Origin of the sequence: Bradyrhizobium sp. Mp19, from assembly GCF_029952935.1 — a bacterium.
Taxonomy (GTDB): Bacteria; Pseudomonadota; Alphaproteobacteria; order Rhizobiales; family Xanthobacteraceae; genus Bradyrhizobium; species Bradyrhizobium elkanii.
Map to the genome: position 1 here is coordinate 28,817 of NZ_JASAUT010000061.1, position 16,688 is coordinate 45,504.

Annotated in this window: 17 protein-coding genes; 16 read left to right on the top strand and 1 reads right to left on the bottom strand. The window is 65.1% G+C overall.

Annotation, left to right across the window (positions count from 1 at the left end):
- The first annotated feature begins 34 nt into the window (after nt 1-34).
- From QJT82_RS37900 to QJT82_RS37935, 8 genes are all read left to right on the top strand, one after another.
- Nucleotides 35-1,015, top strand: a complete 981-nt coding sequence (locus QJT82_RS37900) for a tripartite tricarboxylate transporter substrate binding protein BugD (RefSeq protein ID WP_028342338.1) — start codon at nt 35-37, stop codon at nt 1,013-1,015.
- Nucleotides 1,016-1,189: 174 nt separating this feature from the next.
- Nucleotides 1,190-1,984: a thymidylate synthase gene (locus tag QJT82_RS37905; RefSeq protein ID WP_028342339.1), complete on the top strand. Its 795-nt coding sequence runs from the start codon at nt 1,190-1,192 to the stop codon at nt 1,982-1,984.
- Between the two features lie 20 nt (nt 1,985-2,004).
- Complete coding sequence (locus tag QJT82_RS37910; protein WP_028342340.1) at nt 2,005-2,490, top strand: GNAT family N-acetyltransferase; 486 nt, start codon at nt 2,005-2,007, stop codon at nt 2,488-2,490.
- Complete coding sequence (locus QJT82_RS37915) at nt 2,490-3,002, top strand: dihydrofolate reductase (protein WP_028342341.1); 513 nt, start codon at nt 2,490-2,492, stop codon at nt 3,000-3,002. The genes QJT82_RS37910 and QJT82_RS37915 overlap by 1 nt, the downstream gene beginning before the upstream one ends.
- Before the next feature lie 144 nt (nt 3,003-3,146).
- Entirely contained in the window at nt 3,147-4,286 is a 1,140-nt protein-coding gene (hflK, locus tag QJT82_RS37920) for an FtsH protease activity modulator HflK (RefSeq protein ID WP_028342342.1), read from the top strand.
- Nucleotides 4,283-5,182, top strand: a complete 900-nt coding sequence (locus QJT82_RS37925; protein WP_028342343.1) for a protease modulator HflC — start codon at nt 4,283-4,285, stop codon at nt 5,180-5,182. The genes hflK and QJT82_RS37925 overlap by 4 nt, the downstream gene beginning before the upstream one ends.
- Before the next feature lie 93 nt (nt 5,183-5,275).
- The gene (locus tag QJT82_RS37930) at nt 5,276-5,476 is read left to right on the top strand and encodes a DUF2065 domain-containing protein (RefSeq protein WP_028332483.1); all 201 of its coding nucleotides are present in this window, start codon (nt 5,276-5,278) and stop codon (nt 5,474-5,476) included.
- Between the two features lie 265 nt (nt 5,477-5,741).
- A complete protein-coding gene (locus QJT82_RS37935) occupies nt 5,742-7,238 on the top strand; it encodes a Do family serine endopeptidase (RefSeq protein ID WP_028342344.1) in 1,497 nt (498 codons plus the stop codon).
- Nucleotides 7,239-7,387: 149 nt separating this feature from the next.
- Here QJT82_RS37935 and serB read toward each other — a convergent pair whose 3' ends face one another.
- Entirely contained in the window at nt 7,388-8,293 is a 906-nt protein-coding gene (serB, locus tag QJT82_RS37940; protein WP_028342345.1) for a phosphoserine phosphatase SerB, read from the bottom strand.
- Here serB and miaA point away from each other — a divergent pair.
- From miaA to ilvC, 8 genes are all read left to right on the top strand, one after another.
- A complete protein-coding gene (miaA, locus tag QJT82_RS37945) occupies nt 8,292-9,221 on the top strand; it encodes a tRNA (adenosine(37)-N6)-dimethylallyltransferase MiaA (RefSeq protein ID WP_028342346.1) in 930 nt (309 codons plus the stop codon). The genes serB and miaA overlap by 2 nt on opposite strands.
- Before the next feature lie 358 nt (nt 9,222-9,579).
- Entirely contained in the window at nt 9,580-11,355 is a 1,776-nt protein-coding gene (locus tag QJT82_RS37950) for an acetolactate synthase 3 large subunit (RefSeq protein ID WP_016841059.1), read from the top strand.
- A 207-nt stretch (nt 11,356-11,562) separates the two neighbouring features.
- On the top strand, nt 11,563-12,549 hold the full coding sequence (locus QJT82_RS37955) for a threonine dehydratase (RefSeq protein WP_028342347.1): 987 nt from the start codon (nt 11,563-11,565) through the stop codon (nt 12,547-12,549).
- Nucleotides 12,550-12,570: 21 nt separating this feature from the next.
- On the top strand, nt 12,571-13,113 hold the full coding sequence (gene ilvN / locus QJT82_RS37960; protein ID WP_016841057.1) for an acetolactate synthase small subunit: 543 nt from the start codon (nt 12,571-12,573) through the stop codon (nt 13,111-13,113).
- Between the two features lie 3 nt (nt 13,114-13,116).
- Complete coding sequence (locus QJT82_RS37965; RefSeq protein WP_028332477.1) at nt 13,117-13,812, top strand: class I SAM-dependent methyltransferase; 696 nt, start codon at nt 13,117-13,119, stop codon at nt 13,810-13,812.
- A 35-nt stretch (nt 13,813-13,847) separates the two neighbouring features.
- Nucleotides 13,848-14,723, top strand: coding sequence for an EamA family transporter (locus QJT82_RS37970; RefSeq protein ID WP_264641782.1), 876 nt, complete (start codon nt 13,848-13,850; stop codon nt 14,721-14,723).
- 7 nt (nt 14,724-14,730) lie between these two features.
- Nucleotides 14,731-15,339: a LysE family translocator gene (locus tag QJT82_RS37975; RefSeq protein WP_028342349.1), complete on the top strand. Its 609-nt coding sequence runs from the start codon at nt 14,731-14,733 to the stop codon at nt 15,337-15,339.
- 150 nt (nt 15,340-15,489) lie between these two features.
- The gene (gene ilvC, locus QJT82_RS37980; RefSeq protein ID WP_028342350.1) at nt 15,490-16,509 is read left to right on the top strand and encodes a ketol-acid reductoisomerase; all 1,020 of its coding nucleotides are present in this window, start codon (nt 15,490-15,492) and stop codon (nt 16,507-16,509) included.
- Nucleotides 16,510-16,688: the final 179 nt, after the last annotated feature.

The following is a 16,688-nucleotide window of genomic DNA, read 5'->3' on the forward strand; positions in this document are numbered from 1 at the left end:
TTTCTATTGGTCAAACGTTCCGGGAGGAATTGAGATGATGTCCATTCGCTCGCTTGCGGGCGCATGCCTTTCGGCATTTGTAGCGCTCGGCACATTCGCCATGCCGGCGTCCGCGCAAAATTATCCGACCCGTACCATCACCATGATCGTGCCGTTCGCAGCCGGCGGCCCGACCGACGTTATCTCGCGCATCGTCACCGCGAACATGGCGCAGACGCTGGGACAGAGCATCGTGATCGAGAACGTGGTCGGCGCCGGCGGCACCACCGCCACGACGCGCGCCGCACGCGCCGCCAATGACGGCTATACGTTGATCACAGGGCATATGGGCACGCACGCCGCCTCCGTGCCGCTCTATCCGAAGCTTGCCTATCACCCGGAAAAGGATTTCGAGCCCGTCGCGCTGCTCGCCGGCACGCCGATCCTGATCCTTGCCCGCAAGGACTTTCCGCCGAAGGATCTCAAGGAATTCGTCACCTACGTGAAGGCCAATGCCGAGAAGGTCAACGCCGCGCATGCCGGCATCGGCTCGGTCTCGCACGCCTCCTGCGAGCTCTTGAACTCGATCCTCGGCATCAAGCCGGTCGGCGTGCCCTTCAACGGCACCGGCCCGGCCATGAATGCGCTGGTCGCCGGCCAGGTCGATTACATGTGCGACCAGATCGTCAACGCGGTGCCGCAGATCAACGCCGGCACCATCAAGGCCTATGCGGTCGCCACCCCCGAGCGCAACCCATCGCTGCCCAATGTGCCGACCACGACGGAAGCCGGCTTGCCGGCGTTCCAGGCCCAGGCCTGGAACGCGATTTTCGCGCCGAAGGGAACTTCGCCCGCGATCATCGCCACGTTGAATGCCGCGGCCATCAAGGCGCTCGACGATGAGAACGTCCGCAAGCGCCTGCTCGAGCTCGGCAGCGTGATCCCGGCGCCCGCCAACCGCACGCCGGAGGCGCTCGCGACCCTCGTCAAGAACGAGATCGCGAAGTGGACGCCGGTGCTCAAGCCGGCAACTTAATCCAGCACGATCAAGTGGATAGGACAGGGGCGGGACGCGAGTTCCGCCCCTTGTCGTTTGGCGCGGAGTGCTCACTTTTCGGGGTATAATCGGCGCGTTCAGCCGAATCAGCGTGCCGACCGGCGGCCTTGGCCGCTACATTGGCCGTTCTCTCGAAAGCCCGAAACAGACGCCATGAACCAGTATCACGACCTGCTCGAACGCATCCTCGCCGACGGTGCCGAGAAGCACGACCGCACCGGCACCGGGACGCTGTCGATCTTCGGTCATCAGATGCGTTTCAACCTCGCGGCCGGCTTCCCGATGCTGACCACCAAGCGGCTGCCGCTGAAGGCGATCGTGCACGAGCTGCTGTGGTTCCTCGCCGGCGACACCAACATCAAATATCTCAACGACAACGGCGTCACGATCTGGGACGAATGGGCCGACGCCAACGGCGACCTTGGTCCGGTGTACGGCTCGCAATGGCGGTCGTGGCCAGCGCCCGATGGCCGCAGCATCGACCAGATCGCTGGCGTGGTCGAGATGATCAAGCGCAATCCGGACTCGCGGCGGCTGATCGTCAGCGCCTGGAATCCGGCCGAGGTCGACAAGATGGCGCTGCCGCCGTGCCATTGCCTGTTCCAGTTCTATGTCGCCAACGGCAAATTGTCCTGTCAGCTCTATCAGCGCTCGGGCGACGTCTTCCTCGGTGTGCCCTTCAATATCGCCTCCTATGCGCTGCTCACCATGATGGTCGCGCAGGTGACCGGGCTTAAGCCCGGTGATTTCGTGCACGCGCTCGGCGACGCGCACCTTTACTCGAACCATCTCGAGCAGGCGCGCCTGCAACTGACGCGGCCGACGCGGCCGTTGCCGACGATGGCGATCAATGCGGACGTGAAGGATATCTTCGCGTTCCGCTACGAGGACTTCAAACTCGAAGGTTACGACCCGCATCCGCACATCAAGGCCGAGGTGGCGGTATGAGTTGCGGTCCGAGGGATTGAATGTCGCTGACGATCCGCCGCGCGCGGCCCGATGAGGCCGGACTGGTGTTCTCGCTGGTCCGCGAACTTGCCGAATACGAAAAGCTTCTGCATGAGGTTCACGCCAGCGAGGCCGATATCGCCGACGCGCTGTTCGGCGCCAATCCGCGGCTTTATTGCGACATCGCGGAATGGAACGGCGAGCCTGCCGGCTTCGCGGTCTGGTTCGTCAACTTCTCGACCTTCGCCGGCCGTCACGGCATCTATCTCGAAGACCTCTTCGTGCGTCCGGCGCTGCGCGGCAAGGGCATCGGCAAGGCGCTGCTCGTGCATCTGGCGAAGCAATGCCTCGCCAATGGCTGGTCGCGCCTGCAATGGGCGGTGCTCGACTGGAACGCGCCGTCGATTGCATTCTACAAGTCGCTCGGCGCCGAGATGATGGACGAATGGACGATTTGCCGCGTCTCCGGCAAGGCGCTGTCGACGCTCGCGGAAGGGACGCGCTAATGGAGATCGTGCTCGTCGTAGCGGTCGCCGAGAACGGCGTGATCGGGAGCGACAACGCTATTCCGTGGCGGCTGAAATCCGACCAGCAGCGCTTCAAGGCGATCACGCTGAACAAGCCCGTCGTGATGGGGCGCAAGACCTTTGAGTCCCTGCGCAGGCCGCTGCCGGGCCGCACCAACATCGTGGTGACGCGCGATGCCAACTACCGCGCGCGCGGCGCCATCGTCACGACGTCGTTTGAAAACGCCCGCGCCATTGCGCTTGGTGACGCGCTGCGGCGTTTCGCCACTGAGATTGCAATCATCGGTGGCGCGGAAATCTACGCGCAGTGGATGGGCACCGCCGATCGCCTGGAGATCACCGAGGTCCATGCCCGGCCGGACGGCGACACACGGTTCGACAAAATCGATGCGCAGCAATGGGACGAGGTGGCGCGCGTGCGAAATCCGGCAGGTCCGGACGACAGTGCCGACTTCTCCTATGTGACATATCGTCGGCGCGGCCGGGGTTAACCAATGTTTGCATTGACAATTATGCCCCGGCGCATAGCTCGTCCGGCCAGGAAGCTTGCGTTGTAAGGGCCCTAGCGGTCCCCTATAACCGGGCCGGACATTCGAGGCCGGGCGTCCCGTCCGGACTTGCCGAGGAGATGTTTGATGCCGTGGAAAAATCAAGGCGGGGGGCCCTGGGGCTCGGGTCCGAAAGGGCCATGGGGCACCGGTCCGCAGTCAGCCGGGCCAAGGCCGCCGGATCTTGAGGATCTGCTGCGGCGCGGCCAGGACCGCCTGCAGCAGTGGCTGCCCGGCGGGCATTTCAGCGGCATGGGCGTCGCGCTGGTGCTGGTCGCCGCGCTGGCGATCTGGTTCGCGACCGGCATCTTCCGCGTGCAGTCCGAAGAGCTCGGCGTCGTGCTGCGCTTCGGCAAGTATGTCCGCGATGCGCAGCCGGGCCTCCGCTATCACCTGCCATATCCGATTGAGACAGTGCTGCTGCCGAAAGCGCTGCGCGTCAACACGATCTCGATCGGCATGACGCTGATCGACGATCCCGCTCGCCGCGGCCGCACCATGCGCGACGTGCCGGAAGAGAGCCTGATGCTGACCGGCGACGAGAACATCGTCGACGTCGACTTCACGGTGCTGTGGCGCATCAAGCCGGGTGGGGCCGGCGCCTATCTGTTCAACATCCAGAATCCCGAAGGCACCGTGAAGGCGGTTGCCGAAAGCGCGATGCGTGAGGTGATCGGCCGCTCGCAGATCCAGCCGATCCTGACCGGGGCGCGCAACGTCACCGAGCAGAGCGTCCAGGAGCTGATGCAGAGGACGCTCGATACCTATAACGCGGGTATCCAGATCACGCAGGTGCAGATGCAGAAGGTCGATCCGCCGGCGCAAGTGATCGACGCATTCCGCGACGTGCAGGCGGCGCGCGCCGACCTCGAGCGCAAGCAGAACGAGGCACAGACCTACGCCAACCGGATCGTGCCGGAAGCGCGCGGTCGTTCCGCGCAGATCCTGCAGGCCGCCGAAGGCTACAAGGAGCAGGCGGTCGCCGACGCCAAGGGCCAGAGCGCACGCTTCCTGAAAGTCTATGAAGAGTACAAGAAGGCACCCGACGTGACGCGCGAGCGCATCTATCTGGAGACCATGGAGAAAGTGCTCGGCGGCTCCGAGAAGCTGGTTTATGACGGCGGCCCGGGCCAGAACATCGTGCCCTACCTTCCGCTCGGCGAACTGACGCCGCGGCGTCCGGCGGCACCGGCCACGACCGGCCAGCAGCAGGGAGCCACCCGATGAGGTCCCCCGTCACCGGCATTGTGTCCCTGATCATCCTCTTCATTGTGCTCGCCGTCGGCTACAGCTCGGTGTTCACCGTGCAGCAGACCGAGCAGACCATCGTCTTGCGGTTCGGCGAGCCGGTCGACATCGTCACCGAGCCCGGTCTGCACTTCAAGGCGCCGTGGAATTCGGTGATCAACGTCGACAAGCGCATCCTCGATCTGGAAAACCCGTCGCAGGAGGTGATCGCCTCCGACCAGAAGCGGCTCGTGGTCGACGCCTTCGCGCGCTATCGCATCAAGAACGCGTTGCGCTACTACACCAGCGTCGGCTCGATCCAGGCCGCCAATCTGCAGCTGACCACGCTGCTGAACGCGGCGCTGCGCCGCGTGCTCGGCGAGGTCAACTTCATCACCGTGGTGCGTGACGATCGCGAGAAGCTGATGCAGCGGATTCGCGAGCAGCTCGACAGGGAAGCGGACGGATACGGCATCGAGGTCGTCGACGTCCGAATCCGCCGTGCCGACCTGCCGGAGCAGAACAGCCAGGCCGTCTACAACCGGATGAAGACCGAACGCGAGCGCGAGGCGGCCGAGTTCCGTGCCCAGGGCGACCAGAAGGCGCAGGAGATCCGCTCCAGGGCCGACCGCGAAGCGACCGTGATCGTCGCCGAGGCGAACTCAGCCGCGGACCAGACCCGCGGTGCGGGCGATGCCGAGCGCAACCGCCTGTTCGCCGAAGCCTACGGCAAGGACAAGGACTTCTTCGCGTTCTATCGCTCGATGACGGCCTATGAGAACGGCCTGCGATCCAGCGACACGCGTTTCCTGTTGCGGCCGGACTCGGAATTCTTCAGATACTTCGGCGGCGCAAACGGCAGGTTGCCTGAGGCGGCCGCCGCGCCGAAACAGTAACGTCACGACTTGAACATCAGGACTTGGCGGCGATGCGGATGACGCTTCGCCGCCGACCAAAACAACAAGTATCGAGCGGGAGGCTGCCATCCGATGAAGTCCATAGCGTTCGGCGACTTCCTCATCGGGTTGGGAATCCTGTTCGTCCTCGAAGGCATCCTGTTCGCGGCAAGCCCGGCCTGGATGCGCCGGGCGATGAAGAGCGCGCTGGCGACGCCCGACAACATCCTGCGCATCGTCGGTATCGGCTCGGCGGTCGCCGGGCTTGTGCTGATCTGGGTGGTGCGAAGATAGTCGCCGTTCCGGAGCATGCGAAGCATGACCGCCAATGCGCGATTGCGCATCGGGGAACCTCGAGATTCCCCAAGGCGCAATTGCGCCTCTGGGGTTCAGCCCTGTCGGGCTGCCCCGGAATGACGAGCAAGACTGAACATAATCGTGAGCCTCTCGCAGCCGGTTTTTCGCCGAAATGCCGGGGTGAGATGCTTGCGCCGTATGCCCGTTCGGGCGCACTCTGTAACCAGCTCATTTGAACCCGTTTGCCTGGAGAAACTCCGACATGACCGCTGCCAGACCAGCCCTGAGCCGCCGCTTCCGCATGATGGGAGCCGCGATCTCGATCGGTGCTGCGAGCATGCTGAGCTCCGTGCCGGCGTTCGCACGCGGTCCTGAAGGCATCGCCGACATCGCCGAGAAGGTGATCGACGCCGTCGTCAACATCTCGACGTCGCAGACCGTCGAGGCCAAGGACCGGACGATGCCGCAGCTGCCGCCGGGCTCGCCGTTCGAGGAATTCTTCGACGACTTCTTCAAGAACCGCCGCGGGCCGCCTGGCAAGGGCGGCGACAAGAGCGGTGAGTTCCAGCCACGCAAGACCAACTCGCTCGGCTCGGGCTTCATCGTCGACACCGCGGGCATCGTCGTCACCAACAACCATGTCATCGCCGACGCCGACGAGATCAACGTCATCCTCAACGACGGCACCAAGATCAAGGCCGAGCTGGTCGGCGTCGACAAGAAGACCGACCTCGCGGTCCTGAAATTCAAGCCGTCGAAGCCGCTCACCGCGGTCAAGTTCGGCGACAGCGACAAGATCCGGCTCGGCGACTGGGTGGTCGCGATCGGCAACCCGTTCAGCCTCGGCGGCACGGTGACCGCGGGCATCGTCTCGGCCAAGAACCGCGACATCAGCCAGGGCCCGTATGACAGCTACATCCAGACCGACGCCGCCATCAACCGCGGCAATTCCGGCGGTCCGCTGTTCAACCTCGATGGTGAGGTGATTGGCGTTAACACGCTGATCATCTCGCCGACCGGCGGTTCGATCGGCCTCGGCTTCGCCGTGCCGTCGAAGACCGTGGCCGGCGTCGTCGACCAGCTGCAGAAATTCGGCGAGCTGCGCCGCGGCTGGCTCGGCGTGCGCATCCAGCAGGTCACCGACGAGATCGCCGACAGCCTCAACATCAAGCCGGCGCGCGGCGCGCTGGTTGCCGGTGTCGACGACAAGGGGCCGGCCAAGCCGGCGGGCATCGAGCCCGGCGACGTCGTCGTCAAGTTCGACGGCAAGGACGTCAAGGATCCCAAGGATCTGTCGCGCATCGTTGCCGACACCGCGGTCGGCAAGGAAGTCGACGTCGTCGTCATCCGCAAGGGCAATGAGGAGACCCGCAAGGTCACGCTCGGCCGGCTCGAGGACAACGAGAAGGTTCAGCAGGTCAACGCCAAGTCGAAGGACGACACCGCCGAGAAGCCGGTGACCCAGAAGGCGCTCGGTCTCGACCTCGCCGCGCTGAGCAAGGACCTGCGCACCAAGTACAAGATCAAGGACAGCGTAAAGGGCGTCGTCGTCACCAGCGTCGACGGCAACTCCGATGCCGCCGAGAAGCGGCTGTCGGCGGGCGATGTCATCGTCGAGGTGGCGCAGGAGGCGGTGTCGAGTGCCGCCGACATCAAGAAGCGCGTCGATCAGCTCAAGAAGGACGGCAAGAAGTCGGTGCTGCTGCTGGTCTCGAACGGCGACGGCGAACTGCGCTTCGTCGCGCTCGGCGTGCAGTAGGAGTGTCGTCCCGGCGAAAGCCGGGACCCATACGCCGCGGCCTCTCTTGTTGAGGAAGTGGGCAAGGGCTTTTCTAGGTAACCGGCATCGGTGGTTATGGGTCCCGGCTCCGTGCGCAAGCGCGCACTCGGCCGGGACGACGCCGAGGATCAATTCTCGACGAACTCATCCCGCCGATAGCCCTGCGCGTACAGCAGCGCGGTGAGATCGCCGTGGTCGATCCGGGCCGCGGCCGCGGCCGCGACCGCCGGCTTGGCGTGATAGGCAACGCCGAGGCCCGCAGCCTGGATCATGCCGAGATCGTTGGCGCCGTCGCCCACCACCAGCGTGTCGATCTCGTCGAGATCGAAGGATTCGGTGAGCTCGATCAGGGTGGCGAGCTTGGTGGCGCGGCCGAGGATCGGTTCGACCACCTCGCCGGTCAACTTGCCGCCTGCGACCTGCAGCTGGTTGGCGCGGTTCTCCTGAAAGCCGACCTTCGCCGCGACGACCTTGGTGAACAAGGTGAAGCCGCCCGAGATCAGGCAGGTATAGGCGCCGTGCGCGCGCATGGTCATGACCAGTTCGCGGCCGCCCGGCGTCAGCGTGATCCGCTTGTCGAGCACCTCGTCGACCACGCCGACCGGGAGGCCCTTGAGCAGCGCCACCCGCTCGCGCAGCGCGGATTCGAACTCGATCTCGCCGCGCATCGCGCGCTCGGTGATCGCGGCGACATGGGCCTTGAGCCCGGCGAAGTCGGCGAGCTCGTCGATGCACTCCTGGCCGATCATGGTGGAATCCATGTCGGCCAGAAAAAGCTTCTTGCGCCGGGCGATGCGAGGCTGCACGACAATGTCGATCGGCAGGTCGCCGCGGGCCTGGCGAAGGCGTTCCTCGATCGCCTTGATACCGTCCCTGCTGCTGTCCTCGCTGTCGAACGGAATGTCGGCGGCGACTTCGTTGAACAGCCACTGCGCCGGGCCGGGTGAGGGCAGCACGGCCCGCGCACCGTCGACGATGGTGGAGTCGAGCGCGGGGCTTGCCGGATTGCAGATCAGCGTGGCAACGAGGGACATGCAGGCGCATTCGGGATTGTTGAACAAGGCAGTGCTTATCGCAGGGCCGACCGCCAGCGGCAAGTCGGCGCTGGCGCTCGAGCTCGCGCAGCGGACCGACGGGGTCGTGATCAACACCGACTCCATGCAGGTCTATCGTGACCTCCGGATCATCACCGCGCGGCCGACCGCAGGCGAAGAGGCGCTGGTTCCGCACCGGCTCTACGGCCATGTCGACGCCGGCGTGAATTTTTCCGCCGGCGCCTGGGTGGCCGATGCGGCGAAGGTGCTCGGCGAGGCGCGTGCGCAAGGACGGCTGCCGATCTTCATCGGCGGCTCGGGCCTTTATTTCAAGGCGCTGACGCGCGGCTTGTCGGCGGTGCCGCCGATCCCGGCTGATGTGCGCGACGACGTGCGCGCACGGCTCGAGCAACGCGGCGTCGAGGCGCTGCATGCCGAGCTTGCCGAGCGCGATCCGGTGTCGGCCGAACGGCTGAAGCCGCGCGACCGCACCCGCATCGCGCGGGCGCTCGAGGTGGTCGAGGCCACCGGCCGCCCGCTGCCGGACTGGCATCGCGAGGGCCTGCCGCCTCTGCTGCCGCCGGGCGATTTTCATGCGCTGTTCCTCGCGCCGGAGCGCGAGACGCTCTATGCACGGATCGACGCCCGGTTCGGTGTCATGCTCGATACCGGCGCGCTCGACGAGGTCGCGGCGCTGGCGGCCCGTGGGCTCGATCCGCTGCTGCCGGCGATGAAGGCCCATGGGGTGCCGGCGCTGATCCGGCACCTCAAGGGCGAGATCAGCCGCGAGGAGGCGGCTGAGATCGGCCGGGCCGACACCCGCCATTATGCGAAGCGCCAGTTCACCTGGTTTCGCCATCAGCTCCCGGAGTTCGAATGGGTGGTGCCGGAAGCTGGCCGGGAATGGCTGGAGAGCCGGGTCCGGTAGCCCGGGCCAGCTTCCCGCACGCCCGTCAGCCATGCGCGTTCGCCTGCGCAAAAACACTCGCCGAACGAGCGGAACCCCGGTAGAGTACGGAAATCGCGAAAGTGCTTGCCTTGCCTTGACATTCAGGCTTTGGCCGCTATGTTCGCGCAACCTTTGGGAAGACTGGGTCGTCTCGTGCGCAACATTATTACCAAGCTGCTTATCGCCGTCGTACCCAGGCACACCGCCGGGGATGGCTAGCGGCCATCCAAATTCGGGCGGTGTGCATGGGGCCTCTGGGGCCCCTTTTTATTGCCCGAAGCCGAACTGACGAGAACTGACAAAAGCCGCGCAAAAACAAGCGCATCCGGAGCGAACCATGACCGACAAGAGCCACGATCCCAATCAGATGACCGGCGCCGCGATGATCGTGCGCGCGCTCATCGATCACGGCGTGCAACATGTCTTCGGCTATCCCGGCGGTGCGGTGCTCCCGATCTATGACGAGATCTTCCAGCAGAGCGAAGTCGAGCACATCCTGGTCCGCCACGAGCAGGGCGCCGGCCATGCCGCCGAAGGCTATGCGCGCTCGACCGGCAAGCCCGGCGTGGTGCTGGTGACGTCGGGCCCGGGCGCCACCAACATGGTGACGCCGCTGACCGACGCGCTGATGGATTCGATCCCGCTGGTCTGCATCACCGGCCAGGTGCCGACCCACCTGATCGGCAACGACGCCTTCCAGGAGTGCGATACGGTCGGCATCACGCGGCCCGCCACCAAGCACAACTGGCTGGTTCGCGACGTCAACGACCTCGCCAGGGTGCTGCACGAGGCTTTCTATGTCGCCACCACCGGCCGGCCCGGCCCGGTCGTGGTCGACGTGCCGAAGGACGTGCAGTTTGCGACCGGCACCTATCATCCGCCGCGCAAATCGGACGTGCACATCTCCTACACGCCGCGCGTCAAGGGCGACGCGACCCAGATCCGCAAGGCGGTGGCGCTGCTCGCCAACGCAAAGCGTCCGGTGATCTATTCCGGCGGCGGTGTGATCAATTCGGGTCCCGAGGCCTCGAAACTGCTGCGCCAGCTGGTGGAGGCGACCGGCTTCCCGATCACCTCGACCCTGATGGGGCTGGGCGCATATCCCGCCTCGGGCCCGAACTGGCTCGGCATGCTGGGCATGCACGGCACCTACGAAGCCAACATGACGATGCATGATTGCGACGTCATGCTGTGCGTCGGCGCGCGCTTCGACGACCGCATCACCGGCCGTACCGACGCGTTCTCGCCGGGCTCGAAGAAGATCCACATCGACATCGACCCGTCCTCGATCAACAAGAACATCCGCGTCGACGTGCCGATCATCGGCGACGCCGGCAACGTGCTCGGCGATTTGCTGCAGGTGTTCAAGGCCGAAGCCAAGAAGCCGGACATCAAGTCGTGGTGGCAGCAGATCGCGCAATGGCGCGCGCGCAACTCGCTGTCCTACCGCAAGAACAACGATATCATCCTGCCGCAATACGCGATCCAACGCCTGTTCGAGCTGACCCGCGGCAAGGACACCTACATCACGACCGAGGTCGGTCAGCACCAGATGTGGGCCGCGCAGTTCTTCGGCTTCGAGGAGCCGCACCGCTGGATGACCTCGGGCGGTCTCGGCACCATGGGCTACGGCCTGCCGGCCGCGGTCGGCGTGCAGGTGGCGCATCCGGACAGCCTGGTGATCGACATCGCCGGCGACGCCTCGGTGCAGATGACGATTCAGGAGATGTCGACGGCGGTCCAGTTCGAGCTGCCGATCAAGATCTTCATCCTGAACAACCAGTACATGGGCATGGTTCGGCAATGGCAGCAGCTGCTGCACGGCAACCGCCTGTCGCACTCGTACTCCGAGGCGCTGCCGGACTTCGTCAAGCTGGCCGACGCCTATGGCTGCGTCGGCCTGCAGGCGACCAAGCCGTCCGATCTCGACGGCGCGATCAAGGAGATGATCTCGATCAAGCGCCCGGTGCTGTTCGACTGCCGCGTCGCCGCGCTGGAGAACTGCTTCCCGATGATCCCGTCGGGCAAGGCGCACAACGAGATGCTGCTGCCGGAAGAGGCGACCGACGAGGCCACCGCAAAGGCCTTCTCCGGTGGCAAGGCGCTGGTGTGATGATGGATCGGCGCGGAGCACTCTCTCTTCACCTCGCCCCGCTTGCGGGGAGAGGTCGGATTGCGCGCGAGCGCAATCCGGGTGAGGGGGAGTCTCCGCGAGTCCGTCTCTCACCGCTTTCTTGGAGGCAGCCCCTCACCCCAACCCTCTCCCCGCGAAGAGCGGGGCGAGGGAGCCTATCGCGCGCCCGGATGGAGGGCGGCTCCCATGTTTGACCTCAACGAGCTCGAGCGCGCGCACCGGATCGTCGGCACCGCAATGCCGGCGACGCCGGCGCACGCCTGGCCGCTGCTCGCCGAGCGGCTCGGCACCGAGGTCGTGGTCAAGCATGAGAACCACACGCCGACCGGCGCCTTCAAGGTGCGCGGCGGCCTGGTCTATCTCGAGCGGCTGAAGCGCGAGCGGCCCGACGTGCCCGGCATCATCTCGGCGACGCGCGGCAATCACGGCCAGAGCCTGGCGTTCGCGGCAGGGCGTCATGGCGTGCCGGCGACGATCTACGTGCCGTGCGGCAACTCGGTCGAGAAGAACCGCGCCATGCACGCGTTCGGTGCCGAGCTCGTCGAGCACGGTGACGACTTCCAGGCCGCGCGGGAAGAGGCCGAGCGCCGCGCCCAATTCGCCGGCCTGCACATGGTGCCGTCGTTCCACCCGGACCTCGTGCTGGGTGTCGCGACCTACGCGCTCGAGCTGTTCCGTACCGCGCCCGATCTCGACATTCTCTATGTGCCGATCGGGCAGGGCTCCGGCATCTGCGGCTGCATCATGGCGCGCGACCTGCTCGGACTGAAGACCGAGATCGTCGGCGTGCAGTCGACCGAGGCGCCGTCCTACGCGCTGTCGTTTGCGGCCGGAAAGATCGTTACCACCGAGACCAGCAACACCCTTGCCGACGGCATGGCGACGCGGATTCCAGACGCGGATGCGTTCGCGTTGATCTGCCAGGGGGCGTCCCGCATCGTGCAGGTCAGCGACGACGAGGTCGGGCAGGCGATCCGCGCCTACTGGACCGACACCCATAATCTCGCCGAGGGCGCGGGCGCTGCGGCGCTTGCGGCCGCGCTGCAGGAAAAGAGCAGGCTCGCCGGCAAGCGGGTCGGCCTGATCCTGAGCGGCGGCAATATCGATTTCGATCTGTTCCGGACCTGGATCGGGACGGATGCTGCGCCGGCCGCCCAGCGGGCGGTGGCGTGAACAGAATGTAAGGGGACGACCATGAACCAGCCCGCATCCGCCTACTTCCTCGAAGAGCGTCACGATCCCAACGAGACGCATACTTTGTCCGTGCTCGTGCAGAACGAGCCCGGCGTGCTCGCGCGCGTGATCGGCCTGTTCTCCGGCCGCGGCTACAACATCGAGAGTCTCACCGTCTCGGAGACCGAGAGCCAGAAACATCTCTCGCGGATCACGATCGTCACCACCGGCACGCCGATGGTGATCCAGCAGATCAAGCATCAGCTCGACCGCATGATCCCGGTCTACCGCGTCGTCGACATGACGCTGACCGGCAGCTCGATCGAGCGCGAGCTCGCGATGGTCAAGGTGCGGGGCGGTGGCGATCACCGCGTCGAGGCGCTGCGGCTGGCGGACGCGTTCCGCGCCCGGGTGATCGACGCCACGACCGAGAGCTTTGTGTTCGAGATCACGGGCAATTCGTCCAAGATCAGTCAGTTCATCGACCTGATGCGTCCGTTGGGCCTGGTCGAGGTGTCACGAACCGGGGTGGCCGCGATCACGCGTGGGCCGGAAGGGATGTGAGTCATGTTGGCGCGCGACTGGTACTACACGCAACGGCGGCAGGTCGGTCTCGATACCGCGGTGGCCTCGATCTATGACGTCAGCGAGGACAGTGATGTCCGTGCCCGCCAGGCGCTGACCATGCTCGGCGTCAAGCCGGGCTGGCGGATCGCGGATATCGGCTGCGGCAACGGCGTGCTGGCCACCGAGGCGGCGCTGATGGGCGCCGAGGTCGATGCCATCGACATCTCGCCGGCGATGATCGGGCTTGCCGAAATCTATGCGCGCGACCGCAAGGCGAAGATCCGGACCCAGCCGGCCGGCCTGTTGTCGTTCGCCTATCAACCGAATTCCTACGACCTCATCGTCAGCGAGTTCACGCTGCACCATCTGCCGGACTTCTGGAAGGCAGTGGCGCTGTCGCGAATCTTCAACGCGTTGAAGCCCGGCGCAAACTTCTATCTGCGCGACATGGTGTTCGTCGGTATGCCCGACGGTGTCGATCGCGATGTCGAAGGATGGGCCGACTTCTCGATCAAGAATCACGGTTTCGAGCGCGAAAGCGTGATCACCCATATGCGCGACGAATACTCGACCTTCGGCTGGGTGATGGAGCGCATGCTGACCGAGACCGGTTTCACGCTGGTCTCCGTTGATTACCACGCGCCGCTGCACGGCACCTATCTGCTGCGCAAACCGAAGCCCGACGAACAGATCTAGATCCCGACCGAAACGGAAGCAAAAGAAGAACAACAATGAAGCCGGCCGATGTTGGCATCGCCGTCATGGTCGCGGTGATCTGGGGGCTTGCGTTCGTCGCACGCCGGATCGCGCTCGATGAGTTCTCGCCGGAGCTGATGACGACGCTGCGCTTCGCCATCGCCGCGCTGCCGTGCCTGTTCCTGCGCAAGCCCGGCGTTTCCTGGCCGCTTCTGATCGCGATTAGCGCCACGCTGTTCCTCGGCCAGTTCCTCGCACAGGCCTTTGCGATCGCGCATAGCGTTCCGGTCGGGCTTTCCAGCGTGATCGTGCAGAGCCAGGCGCTGTTCACCATCGCCTTTGCTGCCTTGGCTTTCGGTGAAATCCCGACGCGGATCCAGGCGATCGGCATCGCGATCGCCGCGCTCGGCCTGCTGATGATCTGCGGGACGGTCGGCTACGATTTCAGCGTCGCCGCGTTTGCGATCATCATGATCTGTCCGATCAGCTTCGCGATCGGCAATCTTCTTCTGCGGCAGGCGAACGGCGCGCCGATGTTCGATCTGTTCGCCTGGCTGTGCCTGTCCGCCGCGGTGCCGCTTGCGGTGCTGACCTTGATCACCAACGGCCCGCAGCCGACCTGGCATGCGCTGACCCATATGTCGCTGACCGGGCTCGTCTGCATGCTCTGTCTCGGCGGCATCTCGACCAGCATCGCATACTGGCTGTGGGGCCGCCTGCTGCGGGATTATCCGGCGGCGCAGGTGGTGCCGTTCGCGCTGCTGGTGCCGTTCGTCGGCTCCGCCGCCTCCAGCATCGTGTTCGGCGAGACATTCGGGCCGCTGCGACTGGCCGGCATGGTCACTGTGATCGCCGGCATCGCCGTGATGCTGCTGTCGAAACGGCCAAAAGCTCTGCCGAAAGTCGCGTGAGGGCGCAATGTCGAATTCGCTGCTGTTCGCCTTTGTCGTGTTCGCCGTCGTGATGTTCTTCACGCCGGGCCCCAACAACATCATGCTGCTGTCGTCGGGGCTGACCTACGGCTTCCGCCGCACGGTGCCCCACATCGCCGGCATCACGGTTGGCTTCGCCTTCATGGTCGGCGCGGTCGGCGTCGGGTTAGGGGCCGTTTTCATCGCCTATCCGGTGCTGCAGACGATCCTGAAATATGGCGGCGTCGTCTACCTGATCTATCTCGCCGCCGTCATCGCCATGGCCGAGCCGCCCTCAGCGGACAAGGACGACAGGGGCGGCCGCGGCCCGATGACGTTCTGGGGCGCCGCCATGTTCCAGTGGATCAACGCCAAGGGCTGGGTGATGGTGATCGGCACCATCACGGCCTATGCGGCGATTGCCGCCTTTCCTTGGAACATCGCGATCCAGGTCGGCCTGAGCCTGATCCTGGGTACGGTGTCCTGCGTCGTCTGGGCGCTGTTCGGGACCGCCTTGCGGCCGGTCCTGACCTCGCCCCGGGCGATCCGCGCCTTCAATGTGGTGATGGCCATCCTGCTGCTGGCCTCGCTCTATCCGGTCTTCATGGACGCATGATGCCGCACCGCGCCATGCGAGATGAGGGTTTCCCCTGAGGGGGAAAATGCTCTAGACAACGCCGGAAATTCGCGGGCGCCCGGCGGTTCTGACCTTCCGAAAGCCTGATTCATCGGCCGATTTTGGCCCCCTTCAAACGAGGAAACCACGATGCGAGTTTACTACGATCGCGATGCCGACCTGAACCTGATCAAGGGCAAAAAGGTCGCCATCGTCGGCTACGGCAGCCAGGGCCACGCCCATGCGCTGAACCTGAAGGATTCAGGCGTCAAGGAAGTGGCGATTGCGCTGCGCAAGGGTTCGGCCTCGGCCAAGAAGGCCGAGAACGCCGGCTTCAAGGTGATGGAAGTCGCCGAAGCCGCCAAGTGGGCCGACCTCGTCATGATGCTGACCCCGGACGAACTGCAGGGCGACATCTATCGCGAGCACCTGCACGACAACATGAAGAAGGGCGCGGCGCTCGTGTTCGCCCACGGCCTCAACGTGCACTTCAACCTGCTCGATCCGCGCGCCGACCTCGACGTGCTGATGATCGCGCCGAAGGGCCCCGGCCACACCGTGCGCTCGGAATACCAGCGCGGCGGCGGCGTGCCCTGCCTGATCGCGATCGCCAAGGATTCGTCGGGCAACGCCCATGACCTCGGCCTCAGCTATGCCTCGGCGATCGGCGGCGGCCGCGCCGGCATCATCGAGACCACCTTCAAGGAAGAGTGCGAGACCGACCTGTTCGGCGAGCAGGTGGTGCTCTGCGGCGGCCTGGTCGAGCTGATCAAGGGCGGCTACGAGACGCTGGTCGAGGCCGGCTACGCGCCCGAGATGGCCTATTTCGAGTGCCTGCACGAAGTGAAGCTGATCGTCGACCTGATCTATGAAGGCGGCATCGCCAACATGAACTACTCGATCTCCAACACCGCCGAATACGGCGAGTACGTCACCGGTCCGCGCATCGTCACGGCCGAGACCAAGGCCGAGATGAAGCGCGTGCTCGCCGACATCCAGGGCGGCAAGTTCGCCCGCGACTGGATGCTCGAGAACAAGGTCAACCAGACCTCGTTCAAGGCCACCCGTGCCAAGCTCGCGCAGCATCCGATCGAGGAAGTCGGCGCCAAGTTGCGCGACATGATGCCCTGGATCAAGAAGGGTGCGCTGGTCGACAAGAGCAAGAACTAAGGCGGAAATTGCAGGGCGAGTGCGGTTCGCTTGCCCTGCACGCCAAAAGCAAAAAGGGTGGGCGCGTTGCCCACCCTTTTTCTTTGTCGCAGAGGCGCGGAGGCCTAAAGCGTGATGGCATTAAGTTCGATAGCCTGAATTTTTGAGGTAGTTGGCACATTCCTCGGAGGTGAAGGCGT

Coding starts and splice junctions, on each gene's coding strand:
- QJT82_RS37900 (WP_028342338.1), top strand. CDS start 35: ATGATGTCCATTCGCTCGCTTGCGGGCGCATGCCTTTCGGCATTTGTA.
- QJT82_RS37905 (WP_028342339.1), top strand. CDS start 1,190: ATGAACCAGTATCACGACCTGCTCGAACGCATCCTCGCCGACGGTGCC.
- QJT82_RS37910 (WP_028342340.1), top strand. CDS start 2,005: ATGTCGCTGACGATCCGCCGCGCGCGGCCCGATGAGGCCGGACTGGTG.
- QJT82_RS37915 (WP_028342341.1), top strand. CDS start 2,490: ATGGAGATCGTGCTCGTCGTAGCGGTCGCCGAGAACGGCGTGATCGGG.
- hflK (WP_028342342.1), top strand. CDS start 3,147: ATGCCGTGGAAAAATCAAGGCGGGGGGCCCTGGGGCTCGGGTCCGAAA.
- QJT82_RS37925 (WP_028342343.1), top strand. CDS start 4,283: ATGAGGTCCCCCGTCACCGGCATTGTGTCCCTGATCATCCTCTTCATT.
- QJT82_RS37930 (WP_028332483.1), top strand. CDS start 5,276: ATGAAGTCCATAGCGTTCGGCGACTTCCTCATCGGGTTGGGAATCCTG.
- QJT82_RS37935 (WP_028342344.1), top strand. CDS start 5,742: ATGACCGCTGCCAGACCAGCCCTGAGCCGCCGCTTCCGCATGATGGGA.
- miaA (WP_028342346.1), top strand. CDS start 8,292: ATGCAGGCGCATTCGGGATTGTTGAACAAGGCAGTGCTTATCGCAGGG.
- serB (WP_028342345.1), bottom strand. CDS start 8,293: ATGTCCCTCGTTGCCACGCTGATCTGCAATCCGGCAAGCCCCGCGCTC.
- QJT82_RS37950 (WP_016841059.1), top strand. CDS start 9,580: ATGACCGACAAGAGCCACGATCCCAATCAGATGACCGGCGCCGCGATG.
- QJT82_RS37955 (WP_028342347.1), top strand. CDS start 11,563: ATGTTTGACCTCAACGAGCTCGAGCGCGCGCACCGGATCGTCGGCACC.
- ilvN (WP_016841057.1), top strand. CDS start 12,571: ATGAACCAGCCCGCATCCGCCTACTTCCTCGAAGAGCGTCACGATCCC.
- QJT82_RS37965 (WP_028332477.1), top strand. CDS start 13,117: ATGTTGGCGCGCGACTGGTACTACACGCAACGGCGGCAGGTCGGTCTC.
- QJT82_RS37970 (WP_264641782.1), top strand. CDS start 13,848: ATGAAGCCGGCCGATGTTGGCATCGCCGTCATGGTCGCGGTGATCTGG.
- QJT82_RS37975 (WP_028342349.1), top strand. CDS start 14,731: ATGTCGAATTCGCTGCTGTTCGCCTTTGTCGTGTTCGCCGTCGTGATG.
- ilvC (WP_028342350.1), top strand. CDS start 15,490: ATGCGAGTTTACTACGATCGCGATGCCGACCTGAACCTGATCAAGGGC.